At 60.9% G+C, this 18,596-nt stretch carries 16 protein-coding genes and 2 pseudogenes; 9 read left to right on the top strand and 9 right to left on the bottom strand.

The window, feature by feature from the left end:
* Nucleotides 1-16: 16 nt before the first annotated feature.
* Nucleotides 17-775 (bottom strand): acetoacetate decarboxylase, encoded by a 759-nt coding sequence (locus B5P46_RS09330; protein ID WP_129418413.1) that lies wholly within the window; start codon nt 773-775, stop codon nt 17-19.
* 27 nt (nt 776-802) lie between these two features.
* Nucleotides 803-1,981 (bottom strand): patatin-like phospholipase family protein, encoded by a 1,179-nt coding sequence (locus B5P46_RS09325; RefSeq protein WP_129418412.1) that lies wholly within the window; start codon nt 1,979-1,981, stop codon nt 803-805.
* Nucleotides 1,982-2,128: 147 nt separating this feature from the next.
* Between B5P46_RS09325 and B5P46_RS09320 the strand changes: the two genes are divergently transcribed.
* Both B5P46_RS09320 and B5P46_RS09315 read left to right on the top strand, forming a co-directional pair.
* Nucleotides 2,129-2,815 carry a TetR/AcrR family transcriptional regulator gene (locus B5P46_RS09320; protein ID WP_129418411.1) on the top strand — a complete coding sequence of 229 codons (687 nt, stop codon included), beginning with the start codon at nt 2,129-2,131 and terminating at the stop codon, nt 2,813-2,815.
* A gap of 75 nt (nt 2,816-2,890) precedes the next feature.
* Complete coding sequence (locus B5P46_RS09315; protein ID WP_129418877.1) at nt 2,891-3,340, top strand: hypothetical protein; 450 nt, start codon at nt 2,891-2,893, stop codon at nt 3,338-3,340.
* A 221-nt stretch (nt 3,341-3,561) separates the two neighbouring features.
* Here the strand turns inward: B5P46_RS09315 and B5P46_RS09310 are convergent, their stop codons facing one another.
* The 4 genes and pseudogenes from B5P46_RS09310 to B5P46_RS09295 form a co-directional block, all read right to left on the bottom strand.
* Nucleotides 3,562-4,068, bottom strand: a complete 507-nt coding sequence (locus B5P46_RS09310; RefSeq protein WP_129418410.1) for an AAA family ATPase — start codon at nt 4,066-4,068, stop codon at nt 3,562-3,564.
* Nucleotides 4,069-4,141: 73 nt separating this feature from the next.
* On the bottom strand, nt 4,142-4,567 hold the full coding sequence (locus B5P46_RS09305) for a GNAT family N-acetyltransferase (RefSeq protein WP_129418876.1): 426 nt from the start codon (nt 4,565-4,567) through the stop codon (nt 4,142-4,144).
* Nucleotides 4,568-4,591: 24 nt separating this feature from the next.
* Nucleotides 4,592-5,149, bottom strand: a pseudogene (locus tag B5P46_RS09300) (AAA family ATPase); the annotation flags it as partial.
* Between the two features lie 154 nt (nt 5,150-5,303).
* Nucleotides 5,304-7,685: a methyl-accepting chemotaxis protein gene (locus B5P46_RS09295; RefSeq protein WP_129418409.1), complete on the bottom strand. Its 2,382-nt coding sequence runs from the start codon at nt 7,683-7,685 to the stop codon at nt 5,304-5,306.
* A gap of 671 nt (nt 7,686-8,356) precedes the next feature.
* Here B5P46_RS09295 and B5P46_RS09290 point away from each other — a divergent pair.
* The 3 genes from B5P46_RS09290 (at nt 8,357) to zwf (ending at nt 12,293) form a co-directional block, all read left to right on the top strand.
* Nucleotides 8,357-9,631, top strand: a complete 1,275-nt coding sequence (locus B5P46_RS09290; RefSeq protein ID WP_129418408.1) for a hemolysin family protein — start codon at nt 8,357-8,359, stop codon at nt 9,629-9,631.
* 121 nt (nt 9,632-9,752) lie between these two features.
* Nucleotides 9,753-10,523, top strand: coding sequence for a trans-aconitate 2-methyltransferase (gene tam / locus B5P46_RS09285; RefSeq protein WP_129418407.1), 771 nt, complete (start codon nt 9,753-9,755; stop codon nt 10,521-10,523).
* A 261-nt stretch (nt 10,524-10,784) separates the two neighbouring features.
* The gene (zwf, locus tag B5P46_RS09280) at nt 10,785-12,293 is read left to right on the top strand and encodes a glucose-6-phosphate dehydrogenase (protein ID WP_129418406.1); all 1,509 of its coding nucleotides are present in this window, start codon (nt 10,785-10,787) and stop codon (nt 12,291-12,293) included.
* A gap of 32 nt (nt 12,294-12,325) precedes the next feature.
* On the opposite strand, the gene B5P46_RS09275 is transcribed toward zwf, so the two are convergent.
* Both B5P46_RS09275 and B5P46_RS09270 read right to left on the bottom strand, forming a co-directional pair.
* Nucleotides 12,326-12,667 (bottom strand): hypothetical protein, encoded by a 342-nt coding sequence (locus B5P46_RS09275; RefSeq protein WP_129418405.1) that lies wholly within the window; start codon nt 12,665-12,667, stop codon nt 12,326-12,328.
* A gap of 78 nt (nt 12,668-12,745) precedes the next feature.
* Nucleotides 12,746-13,201 (bottom strand): annotated as a pseudogene (locus B5P46_RS09270) (NUDIX hydrolase).
* A gap of 154 nt (nt 13,202-13,355) precedes the next feature.
* Between B5P46_RS09270 and B5P46_RS09265 the strand changes: the two are divergent.
* Nucleotides 13,356-13,622, top strand: a complete 267-nt coding sequence (locus B5P46_RS09265; protein ID WP_129418404.1) for a type II toxin-antitoxin system ParD family antitoxin — start codon at nt 13,356-13,358, stop codon at nt 13,620-13,622.
* Between the two features lie 63 nt (nt 13,623-13,685).
* Here the strand turns inward: B5P46_RS09265 and B5P46_RS09260 are convergent, their stop codons facing one another.
* Entirely contained in the window at nt 13,686-14,078 is a 393-nt protein-coding gene (locus B5P46_RS09260) for a hypothetical protein (RefSeq protein ID WP_003546502.1), read from the bottom strand.
* 224 nt (nt 14,079-14,302) lie between these two features.
* Here B5P46_RS09260 and B5P46_RS09255 point away from each other — a divergent pair, with 224 nt between their 5' ends.
* The 3 genes from B5P46_RS09255 (at nt 14,303) to B5P46_RS09245 (ending at nt 18,515) form a co-directional block, all read left to right on the top strand.
* Complete coding sequence (locus B5P46_RS09255) at nt 14,303-15,868, top strand: helicase HerA-like C-terminal domain-containing protein (RefSeq protein WP_129418403.1); 1,566 nt, start codon at nt 14,303-14,305, stop codon at nt 15,866-15,868.
* A gap of 459 nt (nt 15,869-16,327) precedes the next feature.
* Complete coding sequence (locus B5P46_RS09250) at nt 16,328-16,657, top strand: helix-turn-helix domain-containing protein (protein WP_129418402.1); 330 nt, start codon at nt 16,328-16,330, stop codon at nt 16,655-16,657.
* 262 nt (nt 16,658-16,919) lie between these two features.
* Nucleotides 16,920-18,515, top strand: a complete 1,596-nt coding sequence (locus tag B5P46_RS09245; RefSeq protein WP_129418401.1) for an ABC-F family ATP-binding cassette domain-containing protein — start codon at nt 16,920-16,922, stop codon at nt 18,513-18,515.
* The last annotated feature ends 81 nt before the right edge of the window (nt 18,516-18,596 follow it).

The following is an 18,596-nucleotide window of genomic DNA, read 5'->3' as shown; positions in this document are numbered from 1 at the left end:
TTTCAATTGCAGGAGATCAGTCGTTTTGGAGGTAGTCGAATACGACCTCGCCGAGGCCAAGCGTCAGGTCGGCGACGTAATGGCTGGCCGACGTGACCTCGCGCACGGGTAGACGCGCGACGTCGCACATTGCGTGTTCGAACAATTGCAGGGCTGCTGGCCCGGCCCATGCGCCCTTCAGCGTCACATCCTCGAGATAGTAGCGCACGAGTTCGCAAATCCGGGGCGAACCGTCGACGTGCGGGATGACCTTCAGCACGAAGGCGGGCTTCGCCATCGCCTTTGCCAGCGGCTCCAGCGGGAGCTCGCGATGCTTGTAGCCCATGGTCGCCGTGACGCACATAACCGAGCCGTAGTGGAGCGTCCCGACGAGCGTCTCCTGTTCGTGCGATAGCTTCGGCGTCGCCAGCTTCTTCGGAAAGCCCCAGATCTCCCGGCCGCCGGCGATCGGAGAGTTGTCGTCAAGATACATGGCATGCACGTAGCTGCCTTCCTGCACCTTGCCAGATGGCGTCGTGAAGCGCACCGGAATGACCTGCCCGGTTTCCGTATAATCGCCGAAGCCGGTCGAATCCGGCATGCGGATGAATTCATAGGCGACAGTGTCGCCGATCACTTCCAGCGGCTCCGGCACGACCGCGCGCAGGGTCTCCGGATCGGTCCGGTAGTTGATGACGACAAATTCGCGGTTGTAGAACTTGTAGGGTGGCCTCGGATAGGCCGGATTGTTGAGCGGCATCGCGAAGGCATTTTCGCGGACTGCGGCGATCTTCATGGTCGTGCTCTTCTCTTTGGTGAAAACTCAATCGAAATCGAAAATGGCGACGCCGTCCGGCGTGCCGGGCCGCTGCAGCACCTCGGGGTGGCGCAGTGTTTGAAGGGCGTCGTTGTAGCCGGAGGCCCAGTGCTCCTCCATCGTCAGCCGGGAGAACTCGTAATCCTTGGAGCTCGCTTCGTATTTCTTGGCGCGATATATGAGCTGTACGATGTTGTAGACCTTCTCGTCGGCCTGATCGACGAGCAGCTTGATCTCGGGATCGGCTTGCAGCAGCGCGTCCTGCGGGACGAGCTCCACGAGATGGCCGAGTGCGCGGCGCAGCCGCTGCTGCGTCTTGAAATGGTCGGTCGCCGCGCGCGTGCGGCTCGAGAAGCGGATATCCTTCTGCCGCAGTTCGATTCCGAGGAGGTCACGCGGGAATTCGCCACTCGCGCTCCAGAGGTCGACCTGGAAGGCCAGCGTGTCCTGGCGCGGCGAGTTGTCGAGGACCCATTGCAGCGGCGTGTTCGATATGAGGCCGCCGTCCCAGTAACACTCGCCGTCGATCCTCGTGGCCGGGAAACCCGGCGGCAAGGCGCCGCTCGCCATAATGTGTTCGGGGCGGATATTATGGGTCGTGGTGTCGAAATACTCGAAGTTGCCGGTGCGCACGTTGACGGCGCCGACGCTGAAACGCATGGCTCCTGTGTTGATGCGGTCGAAGTCCACCAGTCGCTCCAGCGTCGCCTTCAGCGGTGCGACGTCGTAGAAGCTTTCCGCCTCGATGCTGCCGGCGGATGAAAAGAAAGGTGGCACCGGACGGGGCGTGAAGAAGCCCGCGGCGCCGTCCATCAGGGTGGCGAAGGCGTGTGCCTGATTGAGCAGGCCACGCGCGAAGTCACCCTGGAGCCCCATCGCCCCTAGCATCGCCGAAAACAGAGTGGGAAACCCGTGAACCGGGGCGGTTACCGTCTCCCAGAAGCTCCGGAGCGCCTCCACTCGTCTTTCAGGCGGATTGCCCGCAATCAGGGCACTGTTGATGGCACCGATGGAGATGCCGGCGACCCAGTCAGGATGCAGATCGGCTTCGGCCAGTGCTTGATAGACGCCGGCCTGATATGAACCGAGCGCCCCTCCGCCTTGCAACAACAGCGCGATACGCTCAAATGGCGGACGCTCCGCTATGCGGTGCCTCTTGTTTTTGACGGGATGTTGAGCGGCCATGCAGTTTACCTCGGTTGTTGATCCCGCCGCCGTTCCAGACCGGCCGCAGCATATGTTGACATCGCCCACTTAAGTGCTAGAGTGGACAATGTCAACATCCATCGACAGAATGTTGACATGAGCAACTTAACAACCTAAATGGATGGCATGACCCAAGACATTTCCACGAAAGACCAGCGCCCGTACCACCACGGCGACCTGCAGAGGGCGATCGTAGAGGCCGCCCTGGACGTTCTCAGCGAGTCTCAAAGCACGGAGTTTTCGCTTCGTGAGCTCGCACGTCGGGCGGGCGTCAGTCACAACGCCCCGTACAAACACTTCGCCGATAAGCGCGAATTGCTGGGAGCCGTCTCGGCGGTTGGGTTCGAACTGCTGGCGAAGCGGATGGCCGAAGCGACCAAGGAACTCGACAGTCCGCGCGAGCGGCTGGCAGCTATGGCGCGCGCATATGTCTCCGGCGGCGTCAACAATCCGGCGCTCTACAGATTGATGTTCGGCGGCTACCTCGCCGGGCAGGACGAAAGGCGCCCCGCGATCGAAAGAACGGCGGCTTACAACATGAAAGCCCTTATAGTTGGCGCGATCTCCGACGGCGCTCTCGGGCGCCCGATTGCAGATACCGAGACCAATACCCGCACGATCGATGGGGCGATTCTTGTTTTCTGGTCCCAAATGCACGGTCTAACTTTGCTGCTGGCGGATCGCCTCGTCGGCCCCAGCGACAAGATGGAGGAGCTGACTGAGAGCGTCTTGCAAGGCATGCTCGACGGATTAGCGAATTGTATCCCTGCAATACCATCAGGCGTGTGGGTGGGTCCTCCGCTTGCCGAGTAGGGCTTGAGGCTCGCGGGCAACCACTCTGTCATTTACGTGGTGCCCGCGCCGGCTCGTTCCGAGAGGAGAAATCTCATGGACGCATACATCTCTGCTCTGATGGGGCTCGCCGGCATTGCGATTGGCAGCCTGACCTCGTTTGCCTCCACCTGGATGACGCATCGATCACAGGTGAAGGAAAAACAACGCGAGGCCGAGATTGCCAAACGCGAAAAGCTGTTTTCCGATTTCATCACCGAAGCCACGCGGCTTTATGGTGACGCAATAAGTCACCAGAAGGACGACGTCTCCGACCTCGTGCTGCTTTATGCATTGGTCGCCCACATGCGTCTGATCGCATCCCGTCCGGTCGTGGATGGAGCCGAGCTGGCAATGGTAAGGATCGTCGAGACCTATTTGACGCCAAATCGCTCACTCTCTGAAATCCGCGATCTCGCGCGTTCCGGCGAGATGAACTTTCTCCTCGATTTTGGTGAGGCTTGCCGGGCAGAATTGGCGGCGGGGGGCCTGTCTATCGGACGATAGGATTTTGCGGAACTCAGTAGAAAGCTACATCTGCCACGTCGGGCGCACAAACAGACCGACGCGTGATCGCCGCCGCACATTGATTTCCGTATCTTGACAGCCTCTGCCGAGGCCACTGGGCAGACGAAACCGGCATTGCCGCCCAGGAAGGCGGCCGCTATAGGATGCTGCGATGAGATCCGCCTCGCCTCACGTGTCGGCTCGGAAACGAGATCATTCATTCATCGTATCGGCAGCGATTTCAATCGGCTCACCAGTTCATCCAAAACGGCGTCGACCGTTTTCGAAGCCGTATCGATGACGATTGCATCGTGCCACTCGTCATAGGCTCTTTCGGAAACCTCTTGCCATGTCGGTTTCACAAGACCTTCGACATCGGTGAGGCGCGTTTCAGCACGCTTGCGATGCTCGGCTTTATCCGAACAAACGACCTCGACCTCCGCCGCTGTCACCCCAGCGGCTTGCGCGACCGAAAGCCATGCTGACCGGGTTATCCGGAGCGGGTTGACGGAGTCGGCGATAACAGTCCGGCCAAGGGTCAAATTGTCTCCGGCGATACCGTAAGCCACGATATAGCCTGCAGGCCCGACATCATCGGATATTCCGGAAGCGCGGATTGCTTGCTCGATGGTATCGACGCGCACATGGACCGCATTCAACCGCTCGGCCAAAGCGCGGGCAATCGTCGTCTTTCCACTGCCAGGCGGACCGCCAAAGATAATGAGCATCGTGACCTCGGCGTTGATTGGAGAAGCTCCACGAGAAAATCAGAGCAGCTCGCGGTCGCGCAATTCTTCACCATTAAGACCCAGTTCGCAATTCCTTAGTCAGCACCGGGTTTTCACCACCGGCCTCAACGACGGTCCACCCGAGCGCGTCGTAGAATCCCACGGCGTCTCGCGCCGCATTCACAAGCAATCTCTTGACCCCGTGCCGTGATGCGAATTTTTCGAGGCCGGCCATGAGCATCCGCCCGTACCCATTTCCCTGGCATTCCGCCCTGATCGCGACGGTCCGCACACATGCTGTCTCCTCGCCCGTCAGATCCAGGCGAGCCGCACCGATCGGCGTATTTTCAAGCAGAAGCAGCAAAGGAAAATGTCCCTCCCTTCGATCATCGGGATGGTTCGCATCATAGCCAGTCAAGCCACGGGCCTCGAAGAGGGCAGCGCGGCGGATGTCGTGATAGGCATTCCAGTGTTCATCCGCAAACACCTGGACGACCATCCCGGCGTCTTCGCCCTCGTCATTCGAAATCTGGGCTCGTTCATCGATGGCCTCGTCGATGCTCGTGGACAACCGGTCAGCAAAATCGGTGACGGCCTCGCGGCTCGATAACAGGAACTTCGGACGGGAAAAGACCGAGAACAATCGCGCGTGCGCCTCAAAGGAATTCCAGTTGTTCGTTCTACTCCTGTATTCGGCCACCCACTTCAAAAGGCCATCGAACTGCGTTCCTGTCTCGCCGCCCTGAATACCTCGCTTCTTGATGTTCACGATGCATTCCTCCTCCGGCAGATCAATCCAGATCAGGATCGTCGTGCGGTTGAGGACCATGTTTGCCAGTTGCCCGTAAACGCCCTCCATGACCCAGGCGTCGCGCTCGGCCGCTTCCTTGACCATCTCATCCCGCAACGCCCTGTCGCGAGCGATCCCATACCGCCCGGGCTCCCAATGCATGTCATCAAGGTGGATAACCGGATGGTGAAGTTGCTCACTGACGCGACGGGCGAGCCATGTTTTGCCTGCGCCGCCATTGCCCATGATGAGTATGCGGTCAAAGGCGAACGGCGGATCGGGAAACGTCATCGGCAACTCCGAGGACTTTGCGCTGATGCTGGTTTGTGTGACTTAGCGCGAGGTATTGAATGTTTTCAAATCAAAATTGAGCGCGCCATCCTTGCAGCTCTTTCCGCTTGAGGAAAAACAATGTCTGCCGCCTTCGAGGACGCGCGTCGAGCGTCTAGAACTCTTCCCAGTTGCCCTCGGTCGAAGCCGGTGCGGCTGAGGTGCCGAAGGCGGCTGCGAGCTTGCCGCCGAGTGCGCGGGCCGGCGAGGGAGCGGGCCTGGCATGATCGGTGGCCGAGGCGGGGACCGGTCTGCGCGCCGCAAGCGTCGCCGCGACCGGGCGCGCCAGCGGCCTGGCAGTCGTCCGGGCGGCAGGAGCCGCGTTGGCCGCCTGGCCGAGATTGAACTGTGCCAGACGCTCCGAAAGCGCAGACACCTCCGTCACCAGCGTGTGCGAGGCGGCATTCGATTCCTCGACCATTGCGGCGTTCTTCTGGGTCGACTGGTCCATCTGGTTGACCGCCGTGTTGATCTCCAGGAGGCCCGTCGACTGTTCGCGGGCGGCCTGGACAACCGCCTGGACATTGCTGTTGATCTGCTGGACTTCGGCAACGATCGCCTGCAGCGCCTTGCCGGTCTGGCCGACGAGATCGACGCCACGCTTGACCTGGTCGCCGGAGGAGGTGATCAGCGCCTTGATCTCCTTGGCGGCGGTGGCCGAGCGCTGCGCCAGTTCACGCACTTCCTGTGCAACGACGGCGAAGCCCTTGCCGGCCTCCCCCGCACGTGCTGCCTCAACACCTGCATTGAGGGCCAGCAGGTTGGTCTGGAAGGCAATATCGTCGATCACACCGATGATGTTGGAGATCGACTGCGAGGATTGCTCGATGCCGGTCATGGCGTCGACGGCATTGCGCACGACCTCTCCGGACTTTTCCGCACCTTCCTTGGTGCGGCTGACAAGCGCGCCCGCTTCTTCGGCGCGAAGGGTGGAGTCCTTGACAGAGGTGGTGATCTGCTCGAGCGCGGCGGCAGTCTCCTCGACGGAAGCGGCCTGCTGTTCGGTGCGGCGGGCGAGATCGTCGGCGCCCGAGCGTATTTCTTCCGAACCGGCCTGGATGACGGCGGCGTTTTCGGAGAAGGAAATCAGGGCTGCCTGGAGCTTTTCGACAGACGCATTGAAATCGACGCGGATTTCGTCAAGCGAGTCGGCAAACGGCTTTTCCAGCCGGATGGTCATGTCTCCATTGGAAAGGCTGGCCAGTCCGTTGCCGAGTTCGCTGACCGCAAACTTGATCGAATCCTCACGGGCGGCATGGTGGACGGAACGTTCCTGCCGTTCGACCTCTTCGCGGGCCCGGGAGGTTTCCGCATCGGCTTCGAGCTTGATCTTCTGGCGATTGCTGTCCAGCAGGATGGCGAGGGAACGCGAGAGGTCACCGATTTCGTCCTTGGCATTCTTGTCGTTCAGTTGCACGTCGAGCTGGCCATGGGCGATGCGATCGGTCTCGGCGATCACGCCCTCTATGCGGCGGATGAACTTGCGGGCGATGAGCCAGCCTGAAAGACCGAGCAGGAGGGCAGCGATGGCCGTAATCGCAACGGCGCTCCAGGCCATGTTGTTGAGCTGGGCAAAGACGGTGGATTTGGGCACCGAGACGACGGCGTACCAGTTCAGGTCAGTCGTCAGCTTTACCGGATAGGCGACCGAGAAATAGGTCTGGCCGTCCCGGCCTGCGATCTCCTGCGCGACGCCGGGCCTGGCGATCAACTGATCCCAGCCGGCGGTCAAATCACCGCCGTCCTTGATATTCTTGCCTGCGAGCTCGGCGGAGGGGTGGCTGATGATACTGCCGGCGCCCGTCACGAGGCTGAGATAGCCGGTCTCCATCGGGTGGACTGCCGAGATCGCCTTGTTGGCGTCGTCGAGCGAAATATCCATACCGGCGACGCCGAGCGCCTTGCCGTCGACCATGATCGGCTTGGCGACCGAGGTCATCAGCACGTCCTTGCCGTCGACCGGGTAAACATAGGGTTCGATGACGACGGCCTTTTTCTGGGTAAAGGGCAGTTGGTAGTAGTCGCCGGCGCCCGATACGGCATAGTCGACCAGCGGCGTGTGCTGGATCTTGTCGCCACTGCGGACCCAGTAAGGCACGTAGCGGCCGGTCGTGTCGTGGCCTTCCTTGCCGACGAAATCCTTGTCCTTGCCGTCAAAGGCATTCGGTTCCCAGCCGGTCCAAACACCGAGCGCCATCGGATTATCCTGCAGCATATTCTTCAGCAGGTCGTCGGCGGCAGCACGATTGGCGTTTCCGCCGTCCTTCATCGTCGACAGCGACGTTTCCAACGCATTGACGATACCGAGCGCCACGCTCATCGATTTCTCGACGTTGAGCGCATTGGCAGCAGCGATCTGCAGCATCTCGTCGAGGCTCGATTTGCGCATATCGTTGTAGGCGATGTAAAAAAGAACGCCCGATGCCGCGATCGTGGCGATGACACCGCAAGCCGCCACGGAAAAAATGTTGCGTCCGGTAGCCGATTTGAACTGCATGCGCTTAACCTCCTCGAGCGGGCAGGTCGTCGATCGCGCACCGATCTATTCCGTCCCGGCTTCCCCCTGACCGAGAACTGATTTCGGGACGTGCCTGCACGTCGCGGAAATCGTTCGCAATTTAAAGAAAATACGGAAAGGCTGTTAATTTACGGTGTATTGCGCCACTTTTACTTATGGCTGGGCAGCCTGCTGCGCCTCTTTTAAGACGCGCAAATGCGGTGCTGCTGCCGTTGGCGAAACTGTCACATCAAGACGCTATAAGGATTTTCGCCCGGCGCCTCTTGCGTCGGCACTGTTTCACCGTCAAAATTGCGACATGCCTGACTGCGACCCATCCACTACAAGCTCCGCCCCTTCCAACCGGGATCTCCCGGCCGAGGAAGCAGGCGACCATTGTAGACGGTGCGATGACCTCCGCCTCGCCTCAGGCATATCGAGGCTCGCGCAGAGAGGGCCGCTTCCCAGACCATTGCCGATGATGGGTGGCCTGCCCGGTTTTACCGATGGCCCTGACTTTCACTTCAGACGAGCGGTCTGATGGAACCTGCACTGATGTCAACACGATGATGGAAAGACGATAGGCGATGCGTCTATAGTAGCGTCCCTTCGAATGCCTCGCCGCTTCGCCTGACGAATGCGGCATTACAACCTCAACGAATAGGGTCCCTGTGTTTCTGGAAATTGGAATTGTGGCGTTTCTCACCATCCTGAATGGTGTGCTCGCCATGTCTGAGCTGGCCGTTGTGTCTTCGCGAACAGCCCGCCTGAAGGTTCTCTCCGACAATGGAAGCAAGGGTGCAGCTCAAGCGATCAAACTTGCCGAAAACCCCGGTCGTTTTCTCTCTACGGTGCAGATCGGCATCACGCTGGTCGGCGTGCTATCCGGCGCTTTCTCGGGGGCCACGCTCGGCGGCCGCCTGAGCGGATGGCTGGAGGCCCAGGGGATGTCATCGACGGCCGCTGATGCCATTGGCGTAGGTTCAGTCGTTGTGGCAATCACATATCTTTCGCTGATCATCGGCGAACTTGTTCCCAAGCAGATCGCGTTGCGGGAACCCGAAGCGGTTGCGGCTAAGGTCGCACCAGCTATGGCGGTACTTTCAAAAATCGCGCTGCCACTGGTGTGGCTTCTAAACGCCTCCGGAAATCTTGTGCTGAAGCTCTTGGGCCAAGCAGGAAAGGGCGGCGATAATGTCTCTGACGCAGAGATCAAAACTGTTCTGGCCGAGGCGCAGTCGGCTGGAGTTATTGAAAGCGAAGAGTCCGCGATGATCTCAGGTGTCATGCGGCTGGCGGACCGCACTGCCCGAGCGCTTATGACGCCCCGACGGGACGTCGAAATTATTGATATTGACGACAGCCTTGATGAAATTCGGACCCAGTTGCACAGGACGAAGCGGTCGCGGTTGCCGGTTCGAAAAGGCAGTTCGGACGAGGTGATCGGCATCCTTCCGGTCAAGGACTTCTACGACTCGATGTCCGAACACGGCACTGTCGACATTCAGGCTCTGACGCAAGACGTGCCGGTGGTTTCAGACCTTTCAACTGCCATCAATGTTATTGAAGCAATCAGGAAATCGCCCGTTCACATGGTGCTGGTTTTCGACGAGTACGGCCACTTCGAGGGGATTGTTTCGTCAGGTGACATTTTGGAAGCAATCATGGGGGCTCTACAGGAGGGACCTGTCGATGAACAGGCCATCGCTCGTCGAGACGACGGTTCTTATCTCGTGTCGGGCTGGACGCCAATTGACGAGTTCGCTGAATTCTTAAACCTCAAGCTCGATGGCGATCTGGAATATCAGACCGTCGCTGGCCTGGTGTTGGAAGAGTTGAAGCATCTGCCTGAATTGGGCGAGAGCTTCACGAGAGATGGATGGCGCTTCGAAGTCGTCGATCTCGACGGGAGGCGCGTGGACAAAATACTTGTGTCGGCTGAGTGAAGATCGGCGGGTGCCTTCGCCGCCGGCGACTTCGCCGATGAGGTCGTCAAGCGGCCGCAACATCGACAAGGTCCGCATCCGCCACACGGAAGATGTGGCCTGACAGCAGGAGTGAACCCTCATGGCATGGTCCGCCAATCAATATGTGAAATTCGAGGATGAGCGCACGCGACCGGCACGTGACCTTTTGGCACAGGTGCCGCTGCAAAAGATTCGTCATGCCATCGATCTCGGCTGCGGCCCGGGCAACTCGACCGAGCTGATCATCGAGCGCTTTGGGGCGGACGGAGTCTCCGGCGTCGACAGCGACATGAACATGCTGGAGGCAGCGCGCAAGCGGCTTCCTGCCACCGCCTTCGTCGAGGCCGATCTCGGCATCTGGCTGCCGACTGAGCCCGCCGACCTTTTGTTTGCCAATGCCGTCTTCCAATGGCTGCCCGATCATCTCGATATCTTCGACCGGCTGATGGACGGGCTTTCCGAAGGCGGCGTGCTGGCCGTGCAGATGCCCGACAATCTCGGCGAACCCTCGCATCTGGCGATGGAGGAGACCGCCCATGCCGGCCCGTGGAAATCCGCCTTCGAGGCGAAGAGCGTGCGCCGCAAGCCGCTGCCGCCACCGTCCACCTATTACAGCCGGCTGATCGCCAAAGCCGCGCGCGTCGATATCTGGCACACCGTCTACAATCACCCGATGGCGGATGCTGCGGCGATCGTCGAATGGGTGAAGGGAACCGGGCTGATGCCCTATCTCGCCCATGCCGGCGAGGAGCATCGCGAGGCATTCCTGGCCGATTACCTGGAGCGGTTGGAAAAGGCCTATCCGAAGATGTCGGACGGGCGGGTGCTGCTGCGGTTTCCGAGGATTTTCATGGTGGCCGTGAAGAAATGATCAGCTGCTCCGGCATGCTGGGTCGTGTCGATGGCTGCCCCTCACCCTAGCCTACCGTGTGGCTTGCCATGCGGGAAGTGAGCGAGGAACTGAGAGGTCGCGGCATATCCTCTTCTCCCCTCGGGGAGAAGGTGCCGGCAGGCGGATGAGGGGCGGCGGCCACGAGCGCCAGGATGTCAAATGCCTGTTACCCCTCGCCGCCTATGTTGCGGCAAAGCCGGCGCGCAGTATAGTCGGCCGCAAATTCCAAGGAGATGACACATGGACGCTGCCCCAACCCCGCCGGTCACCCTCGTCATCTTCGGCGCCACGGGCGACCTGACGCGTCGCCTGCTGGTGCCGGCGATCATCAATCTGACACGCAGCCGCCTCGTCGGCGACGATCTCCACATTCTCGGCATCGGCATCGAGCCAGGTGACGATGAGTTCCTGCGCGGGCGGCTCGACCAATTCCTCAACCATCTGAGCGGCGAAGAGCCGACATTGAAGGACGAAGCCTGGGAAAGCCTGCGCCGGCGCATTTCCTATACGTCCGGGGATTTCACCAAGGACGATATTTTCGTCGAGATCGGCAAGCGGCTGGGGCCGCATGCCAATGCCGCCTTCTATCTCGCGGTGCCGCCATCCTTTTTCGGCACGATCGTCGAGAAACTGGCCGCGCATGGTCTGACCAATGAAAGCGACGGCGTCTTCCGCCGCGTCGCTATTGAAAAGCCGTTCGGCACCGATCTCGCCTCGGCACACGCGCTCAATGCACAGATTCTCGCGCAGGTCGGGGAAAGCCAAGTCTACCGGCTCGACCATTTCCTCGGCAAGGAGACGGTGCAGAACCTGATGACGGCGCGTTTCGCCAATATGATGATCGAGTCTTTGTGGAACAGCCGCTACATCGACCATGTGCAGATCACCGCCGCCGAAATCGTCGATGTCGGCAGCCGCGGCAAATTCTATGATGCAACCGGCGCATTGCGCGACATGGTGCCGAACCATCTCTTCCAACTGCTGGCGATGATCGCCATGGAACCGCCGAACAGCTTCGATGCCGAAGCGATCCGCAACGAGAAGAGCAAGGTGCTGAAGGCGCTGCGTATCTATACGCCGGAAGAGGCCAAGACGCATGGCGTGCGCGGCGCCTATGCCGCAGGCCCGCTCAATGGTGCCGAGCTTCCGGCCTATCGCGATACCAAGGACGTCTCACCCGACAGCAGGACCGAGACCTTCGTGGCGCTGAAGCTCTATGCCGATACCTGGCGCTGGGCCGGCGTGCCCTTCTATCTCAGGACCGGCAAGGCGCTGACGGCACGCGACACCGAGATCGTCATCACCTTCCAGCCGGTTCCCTTCGCGCAGTTTCGCGAGACCGACGTCAAGCGCCGCCTACCGCCGAACCGGCTGGTAATCCAGGTGCAGCCGGACGAGGGCTTGAGCATGGAAATCTCGATCAAATCGCCGGGGCTTTCCGTCGATACCGTGCCGGTCTCGCTCGATTTCCGCTATGCCGACAAATTCGATATTGCCAAGACGACCGGCTATGAATCACTGCTCTACGATCTCTTCATCGGCGATCAGACCCTGTTCCAGCGCGCCGACGGCATCGAGGCCGGATGGGCGGCGGTGCAGCCCTTCCTCGATATCTGGGCTAGGGATCAGAGCGTGCCTGACGCTTACACGCCGGGCAGCATGGGACCGGCCTCAGCCGACGAACTGATCCAGCGCGACAGACGGCGGTGGCACGAACTCGGCGTCGTGCTGCACAGAAACGACAAATAGCCGGTCCTGCTTTCTGATCTGGGGCTATCCCGTCAGCGGCAGGCGTCGCTTAGCGTCCCGTCGCGCTCTGCCGCGCGGTACTGACGCGTTCCGGGCCGCGGGCAGGTGGTCCGATCGGACGGAATGACGACGGTGATATCACCGGTTTCGACTGGATCGAGCGGAATCATGAGTCCGCCATTGGATTGCGCCCCTGGCACCGTGCCGGGTGGCATGCCGCCGAAGCGGCCGCTAGAGTCCATATCAGCAAGCGCCTGGGAGAAAGCCGGAGCGGCGAAGCCGAGGAGAATGATCGAGGCTGCTGCAAGAAACATACGCATGATGCTATTCCCTATGGTTTCAGCGATGCGACAGAAACAGCAGGACGACCTCATTGTTCCCCCCGGAAGCGGGGGCGGACGATCAAAGTTTGGCGATCGGAATATGGCGCCTCAGAGCGGGCGATCTCCGGCTCAATCGCGCCAGCGCGACAGCAGCCTGTCGAGACCTGTCGGATAGAGATCGATGCCGGCGTCCCGCAACCTGTCACGGCCGAACCAGCGCGCCGTCGCCGCCGTCTCATCGAGTTCGCAGTAACGGATTTCATCGCGCTCATAGAGAGATGCATCGACCAGTTCGATATCGGCAGCGAAGATGAATTCGTGCCCGGTCGCGCCATGATGCTGGCAGATGTTTTCAAGCAGATGCCAGGGGCCGACGATGCGGATATCGGTCTCGAGTTCCTCCCTGAATTCGCGGTGCAGGGCCTCTTCGCGGCTTTCGCCGAATTCGATGGCGCCGCCGAGCGGGCGAACGCCCTTGATGCGGCCGCTGTCATCCTCCACTTCGGCGACAAGCAACTGGTCTTTCCGTCAGGCGAGGCCGATCACCTTCACCCTGATCTGCTGCGATGGGCGCCAGACGGTCACGAGCTCTCCTTCCATCCAATGGGCAGCCGTTAACTAGTGGGCAGAGGCTGCGATGCAAGGGCGATTAAAGCCAGCGCGCCGATGATCATGTTAGGTCAATCTTTATTGCCATAGGGGGCCGACTGCCCATATTCGTGACAACGAAAGGAAAACCATGCCCAACGTCGCGCTCGGAAACCACTACGAGGAATTTGTCCGGAAGCAGTTGGACTCCGGCCGCTATAACAATGCCAGCGAAGTTGTTCGGGCAGGACTGCGGCTGCTGGAGGATCATGAGGCGGCCCGCGGACGCTGGCTCAATGAGGAGATCCCGGCGCGCTACGACGACCTAGTGAACAACCCGAGCCTTGGCATCCCGGCCGAGATGGTGCGCGCCCGCTTTGAAACCAAGCGCCGGAGTGACGCGGCGAAAGCCAAATAAGATATTATCTGCCATTCGCAGAAGAGCCCCGCGACGACGCGAGGCTCCTGCTGATGTCTCGTCTCACACGAACTGGCTGAGGCCCGGGACGGAAGCGACGACCTCGTCGACGACTTCCTCGCCAGCATATTGCTTGGCGATCGCGATGGTTTCCTTGGCAAGCGAAGTGATCTCGCCCATGCCGAGGCCTTCACCCATCAGTTGCTGGCCGAGCCCCATGATGCCACCGCCGCCGAGCGAGCTCATCAGCCCGCCGAGCAGACCGCCGCCGCCGGCACCTGCGCCATTGAACTGGGCGACAAGATCGGCGCCGCCGGGAATCGCTTCGATCATCTTGGCAACCGGACCATCGGCGGCCTCGCGCTGCAGGAAGCCGAGCATCATGCCGAGCGCCTTTTCGGCCAGATCAGGCGCAATACCCACGCGATCGGCGATCTGGGTCACAATTTCATTCATCGTCAGCCTCCTATTTTTTTGACGTTAACGTCAACGTTAATCGAGATTCGACCGCAACTCAAGCCGGCCCCTCCCCGGGCCGCACTTTGTCCGGTTTTGCTTTCAATGCAAACAGTTGTCCGCATGCGCATGCCTGCTTATAACAGGGAAACGATGGTTCGATGAAGGCGGCAGAACACGCCTTCTCATACAAATGGCGGCAGAGCCCCAAGGGAGCATTCCGAATGATCGAGGATGGCAAGATTTTCATCGGCGCGAGCCGCAATCCCGATGACAGCATCAACAAGCCGGAATATCTCGACCTGAAATTCGGCAATCGCCACGGCCTCGTCACCGGCGCCACCGGCACCGGCAAAACGGTGACGCTGCAGGTGCTGGCCGAAGGTTTCTCCCGGGCCGGCGTTCCGGTGTTTGCGGCCGATATCAAGGGCGATCTTTCCGGCATCGCCGCCAAGGGCGAGCCGAAGGATTTCCTGACGAAGCGCGCCGAGCAGATTGGCTTTACCGACTACGAATTCGACCAGTTTCCGGTGATCTTCTGGGATCTGTTCGGCGAGAAGGGCCACCGGGTGCGCACCACCATCGCCGAGATGGGACCGCTGCTGCTCGCCCGCCTGATGGATGCCTCCGAACCGCAGGAAGGCGTCATCAACATCGCCTTCAAGATCGCCGACCAGGGCGGGCTGCCGTTGCTCGACCTCAAGGATTTCAGCTCGCTGCTCAACTATATGGGCGAGAACGCCAGCCAACTTTCCAACCAATACGGGCTGATCTCCAAGGCTTCGGTCGGCTCGATCCAGCGGGCGCTGCTCGTTCTCGAACAGCAGGGTGCGGAGCACTTCTTCGGCGAACCGGCGCTGAAGATCACCGACATCATGCGCACCAGCAACAGCGGCTACGGCCAGATCTCGGTGCTGGCCGCCGACAAGCTGATGATGAACCCTCGGCTTTACGCCACTTTCCTGCTCTGGCTGCTTTCCGAACTCTTCGAGGAACTGCCCGAGGTTGGCGATCCCGAAAAGCCGAAGCTCGTCTTCTTCTTCGACGAGGCGCATCTGCTCTTCAACGATGCGCCGAAGGTGCTGACCGAACGTGTCGAGCAGGTGGTGCGGCTGATCCGTTCCAAGGGCGTCGGCGTCTATTTCGTGACGCAGAACCCGCTCGACGTGCCGGAAACGGTGCTCGCCCAGCTCGGCAACCGGGCGCAGCATGCGCTTCGCGCCTATTCGCCACGCGAACAGAAGGCGGTGAGGACGGCCGCCGATACATTCCGTGCGAATCCGGCCTTCGATTGCGCCACGGTCATCACCAATCTCGGCACCGGCGAGGCTCTGGTCTCAACGCTGGAAGCCAAGGGCGCACCTTCGATCGTCGAGCGCACGCTGATCCGCCCACCATCCGGCCGCGTCGGCCCGGTGACGGATGACGAGCGCCGGCAGATCATGGACAGGAGCCCGGTTCTCGGCATCTATGACGAGGATGTCGACCGCGAATCCGCCTTCGAGATGCTGGTGGCGCGGGCAAAGAAGGCGGCCGACGCCGAAGCCGCCAAGCGAGCGCAGGAAGAAGCGCCACAACAACAGGGCAACACGACCTCCGGCTGGACCCTGCCGGGCTTCGGCGGCGGCAATGACGACGACAACCAGGGCCGCGGCCAATCGCGCGGCCGGACTTCCGGCTATCAGCGCGAAACGGTGGTGGAAGCTGCGATGAAAAGCGTGGCGCGCACGGTTGCGACGCAAGTCGGCCGGGCGCTGGTGCGTGGGATCTTGGGGAGCTTGAAGCGGTAGGTCTGGGTCTCCTTTAGGTGTTTCGCGACGGCGTGCCGTAGCCCTCATCCACCTACCGGCACATCTTCTCCTTCTCCCCGCCTGCGAGGAGAAGGGATTTGTGGCCGGTGTAGCGTTTTTATGGGTGGCGTCTCTCCGGAGAAGGCCTGAGGCGTTGCCGCGAGTCCCTTCTCCCCAGCGGGGAGAAGATGCCGGCAGGCAGATGAGGGGGGTGAGAAGCGCCAGCGACGAACGCCTTGAGCGGCCAGCGAAAGGCAGCAACGGGCTTACCGTGCAGCCCCCTCATCCGACCCTTCGGGCCACCTTCTCCCCGCTGGGGAGAAGAGGGAGCAAGTCAAATGCCGAAACAGAACAGAGATGTGGCAATTCGGTAGCAAGGTATGAATAAAGCGCTCTTTTACAAACAACTGATCAACAAAGCTGACGCGCGGTTCGCTGCGTGGCTGAAGGAGAAGAAAAATGAGCACTGAATGGAAGACGTTACGCGACGAACTTCCAGAAGATGTTCGTGCTCGGCTCGACATGAAACGTCAGCAGCGTCGTCTGGGCAAAGCCTTGGCGGAAGCGCGCAAGGCGATGCATGCGACACAGCAAGAGGTCGCTACGCGTGCGGCCATGACGCAGAACACTGTTTCGAAAATCGAAAGCGCCGACGATGTCCTCCTATCGTCCATCGTGCGGTACATGCATTCTCTTGGAGGCGGAGTCGAGCTTGTCTTGAAAACGCCTGACGGGAAAGCGAGGCGCGTTGATTTTGATCCTGAGATCTGCGTGAAGCAGACCGTGTAACTGCAGAACACTCGAATACGGCAGCCCTGCGCGCCGTGCGCGGGACATTCGGCAGCCTGAAGCGATAAATCCGCCGGCTACTGCAAGCAGAAGAAGGATGGCAAGATCGCTGTCTGCCGCCCGATTGGCAGCTTTGCCTTGAACCGAAAGCCTTTATTCCCTAAATTCCCTCCTATCGACCATTTCAACAGGATGTGTGCCGCAATGGATTTCAACCCGATCGCAACGCCAGTTCGCCTTGCCAACGGGGAAATCCATAGCCATGCCTGCATCCATTACTCTCTCCCAAATTTCATGGTCCGCGCCTGACGGGCGGCCGTTTTTTTCCAATCTCGACCTGAGTTTCGGGGCGGAGCGTACCGGTCTCGTCGGGCGCAACGGCGTCGGCAAGACGACGCTGCTGAAGCTCGTCTCCGGTGAAATCCAGCCGCATTCGGGCACCGTATCCGTCAACGGCAGCCTCGGCGCGCTGCGCCAGAGCGTTCAGGTAGCATCTGACGAAACGGTCGCCGATCTCTTCGGCGTCACCCATGCGCTCGCTATTCTTCGCCGTGCCGAAGCCGGCGCGGCAACGGCCGATGAGCTTGCATCCGCGGACTGGATGCTGGAGGTGCGCGTCGCCGCAGCACTCAATCGTACCGGGCTCGACGCACCGCCGGAGACGCCGCTTGCCGTGCTCTCCGGCGGGCAGCGCACTCGTGCCGGGCTTGCCGCGCTTGTTTTCACCGAACCGGACTTTCTGTTGCTCGACGAACCGACCAACAATCTCGATCGCGAAGGCCGCGAGGCGGTGATCGCGCTGATGTCAGGCTGGCGGGCCGGCGCCATCATCATCAGCCATGATCGGGAACTGCTCGAAAGCGTCGATGCGATCGTCGAACTGACATCGCTCGGTGCCACGCGCTACGGCGGCAACTGGAGCCATTTCCGCGAGTGCAAGGCGATCGAGCTCGCGGCGGCACAGCATGATCTCACTGAAGCCGAAAAGCGCATGGCCGAGGTGGCGAGAAAGGCGCAGGCGACGGTGGAGCGTCAGGCGCAGAGGGACAGCACGGGGCGGAAGATGGCTGCCAAGGGCGGCATGCCGCGCATCATGCTCGGCGGCATGAAGGAGCGGAGCGAAACGACGGGTGGCGACAATGCCCGTCTTGCCGACCGCCGGCGTGCCCAGGCACTGGAAGAGGCAAGGACAGCGCGCGAGAAGATCGAGATCCTCCAGCCCTTGTCGGTCACCCTGCCGCCGACCGGGTTGCCTGCCAGCAAGATCGTGCTGAAGATGGATAGCGTGACATCGGGCTACCAGCCGGGCGATCCCGTCATACGCGATCTCTCCTTCGATGTGACGGGACCCGAGCGTATCGCCGTCACCGGCCGCAACGGCTCGGGCAAGACGACCTTGCTGGCGCTTGTTACCGGCGCGCTGAAACCCTGGGCCGGCACGGTCAGCGTCATGACCGCTTTTGCGATGCTCGATCAGAAGGTGAGCCTGCTCGATCCGTCGGCTTCGATCCGCGACAATTTTCGCTGGATCAATCCGCAGGCCGATGAAAATACCTGCCGGGCGGCGCTGGCCCGCTTCATGTTCAGGGCGGATGCGGCGCTGCAGACCGTATCGACGCTGAGCGGCGGACAATTGCTGCGCGCGGGCCTTGCCTGCGTGCTCGGCGCGGCACCCCCGCCGCTCCTGATCCTCGACGAACCGACCAACCATCTCGACATCGACTCGATCGCTGCGGTCGAGGCCGGACTGCGCGCCTATGACGGCGCGCTCATCGTTGTCAGCCACGACGAGACGTTCCTCAGGAGTATCGAGATAACGCGGCGGCTGGGGCTGGCTGCCGGTGGGCTGAGTGGATAAATCAGGAGTTGGGAGCAACTGAACCACTGGTTTGGCCCCACCAACCATGCGGGGCGTCCATCAGCAGCGGGCATGGATCCT

Origin of the sequence: Rhizobium leguminosarum (genome assembly GCF_004123835.1) — a bacterium.
GTDB classification, from domain to species: domain Bacteria; phylum Pseudomonadota; class Alphaproteobacteria; order Rhizobiales; family Rhizobiaceae; genus Rhizobium; species Rhizobium leguminosarum_M.
This window is presented reverse-complemented; position numbering and strand designations above follow the sequence as displayed.

Bases quoted from the DNA above. Each gene is read 5' to 3' on its own strand.
- B5P46_RS09295 (WP_129418409.1), bottom strand. From the start codon at position 7,685: ATGCAGTTCAAATCGGCTACCGGACGCAACATTTTTTCCGTGGCGGCT.
- B5P46_RS09305 (WP_129418876.1), bottom strand. From the start codon at position 4,567: ATGGTCGTCCAGGTGTTTGCGGATGAACACTGGAATGCCTATCACGAC.
- B5P46_RS09245 (WP_129418401.1), top strand. From the start codon at position 16,920: ATGCCTGCATCCATTACTCTCTCCCAAATTTCATGGTCCGCGCCTGAC.
- B5P46_RS09310 (WP_129418410.1), bottom strand. From the start codon at position 4,068: ATGCTCATTATCTTTGGCGGTCCGCCTGGCAGTGGAAAGACGACGATT.
- zwf (WP_129418406.1), top strand. From the start codon at position 10,785: ATGGACGCTGCCCCAACCCCGCCGGTCACCCTCGTCATCTTCGGCGCC.
- B5P46_RS09330 (WP_129418413.1), bottom strand. From the start codon at position 775: ATGAAGATCGCCGCAGTCCGCGAAAATGCCTTCGCGATGCCGCTCAAC.
- B5P46_RS09250 (WP_129418402.1), top strand. From the start codon at position 16,328: ATGAGCACTGAATGGAAGACGTTACGCGACGAACTTCCAGAAGATGTT.
- B5P46_RS09315 (WP_129418877.1), top strand. From the start codon at position 2,891: ATGGACGCATACATCTCTGCTCTGATGGGGCTCGCCGGCATTGCGATT.
- B5P46_RS09265 (WP_129418404.1), top strand. From the start codon at position 13,356: ATGCCCAACGTCGCGCTCGGAAACCACTACGAGGAATTTGTCCGGAAG.
- B5P46_RS09255 (WP_129418403.1), top strand. From the start codon at position 14,303: ATGATCGAGGATGGCAAGATTTTCATCGGCGCGAGCCGCAATCCCGAT.
- B5P46_RS09260 (WP_003546502.1), bottom strand. From the start codon at position 14,078: ATGAATGAAATTGTGACCCAGATCGCCGATCGCGTGGGTATTGCGCCT.
- B5P46_RS09275 (WP_129418405.1), bottom strand. From the start codon at position 12,667: ATGAGGTCGTCCTGCTGTTTCTGTCGCATCGCTGAAACCATAGGGAAT.
- B5P46_RS09320 (WP_129418411.1), top strand. From the start codon at position 2,129: ATGACCCAAGACATTTCCACGAAAGACCAGCGCCCGTACCACCACGGC.
- tam (WP_129418407.1), top strand. From the start codon at position 9,753: ATGGCATGGTCCGCCAATCAATATGTGAAATTCGAGGATGAGCGCACG.
- B5P46_RS09325 (WP_129418412.1), bottom strand. From the start codon at position 1,981: ATGGCCGCTCAACATCCCGTCAAAAACAAGAGGCACCGCATAGCGGAG.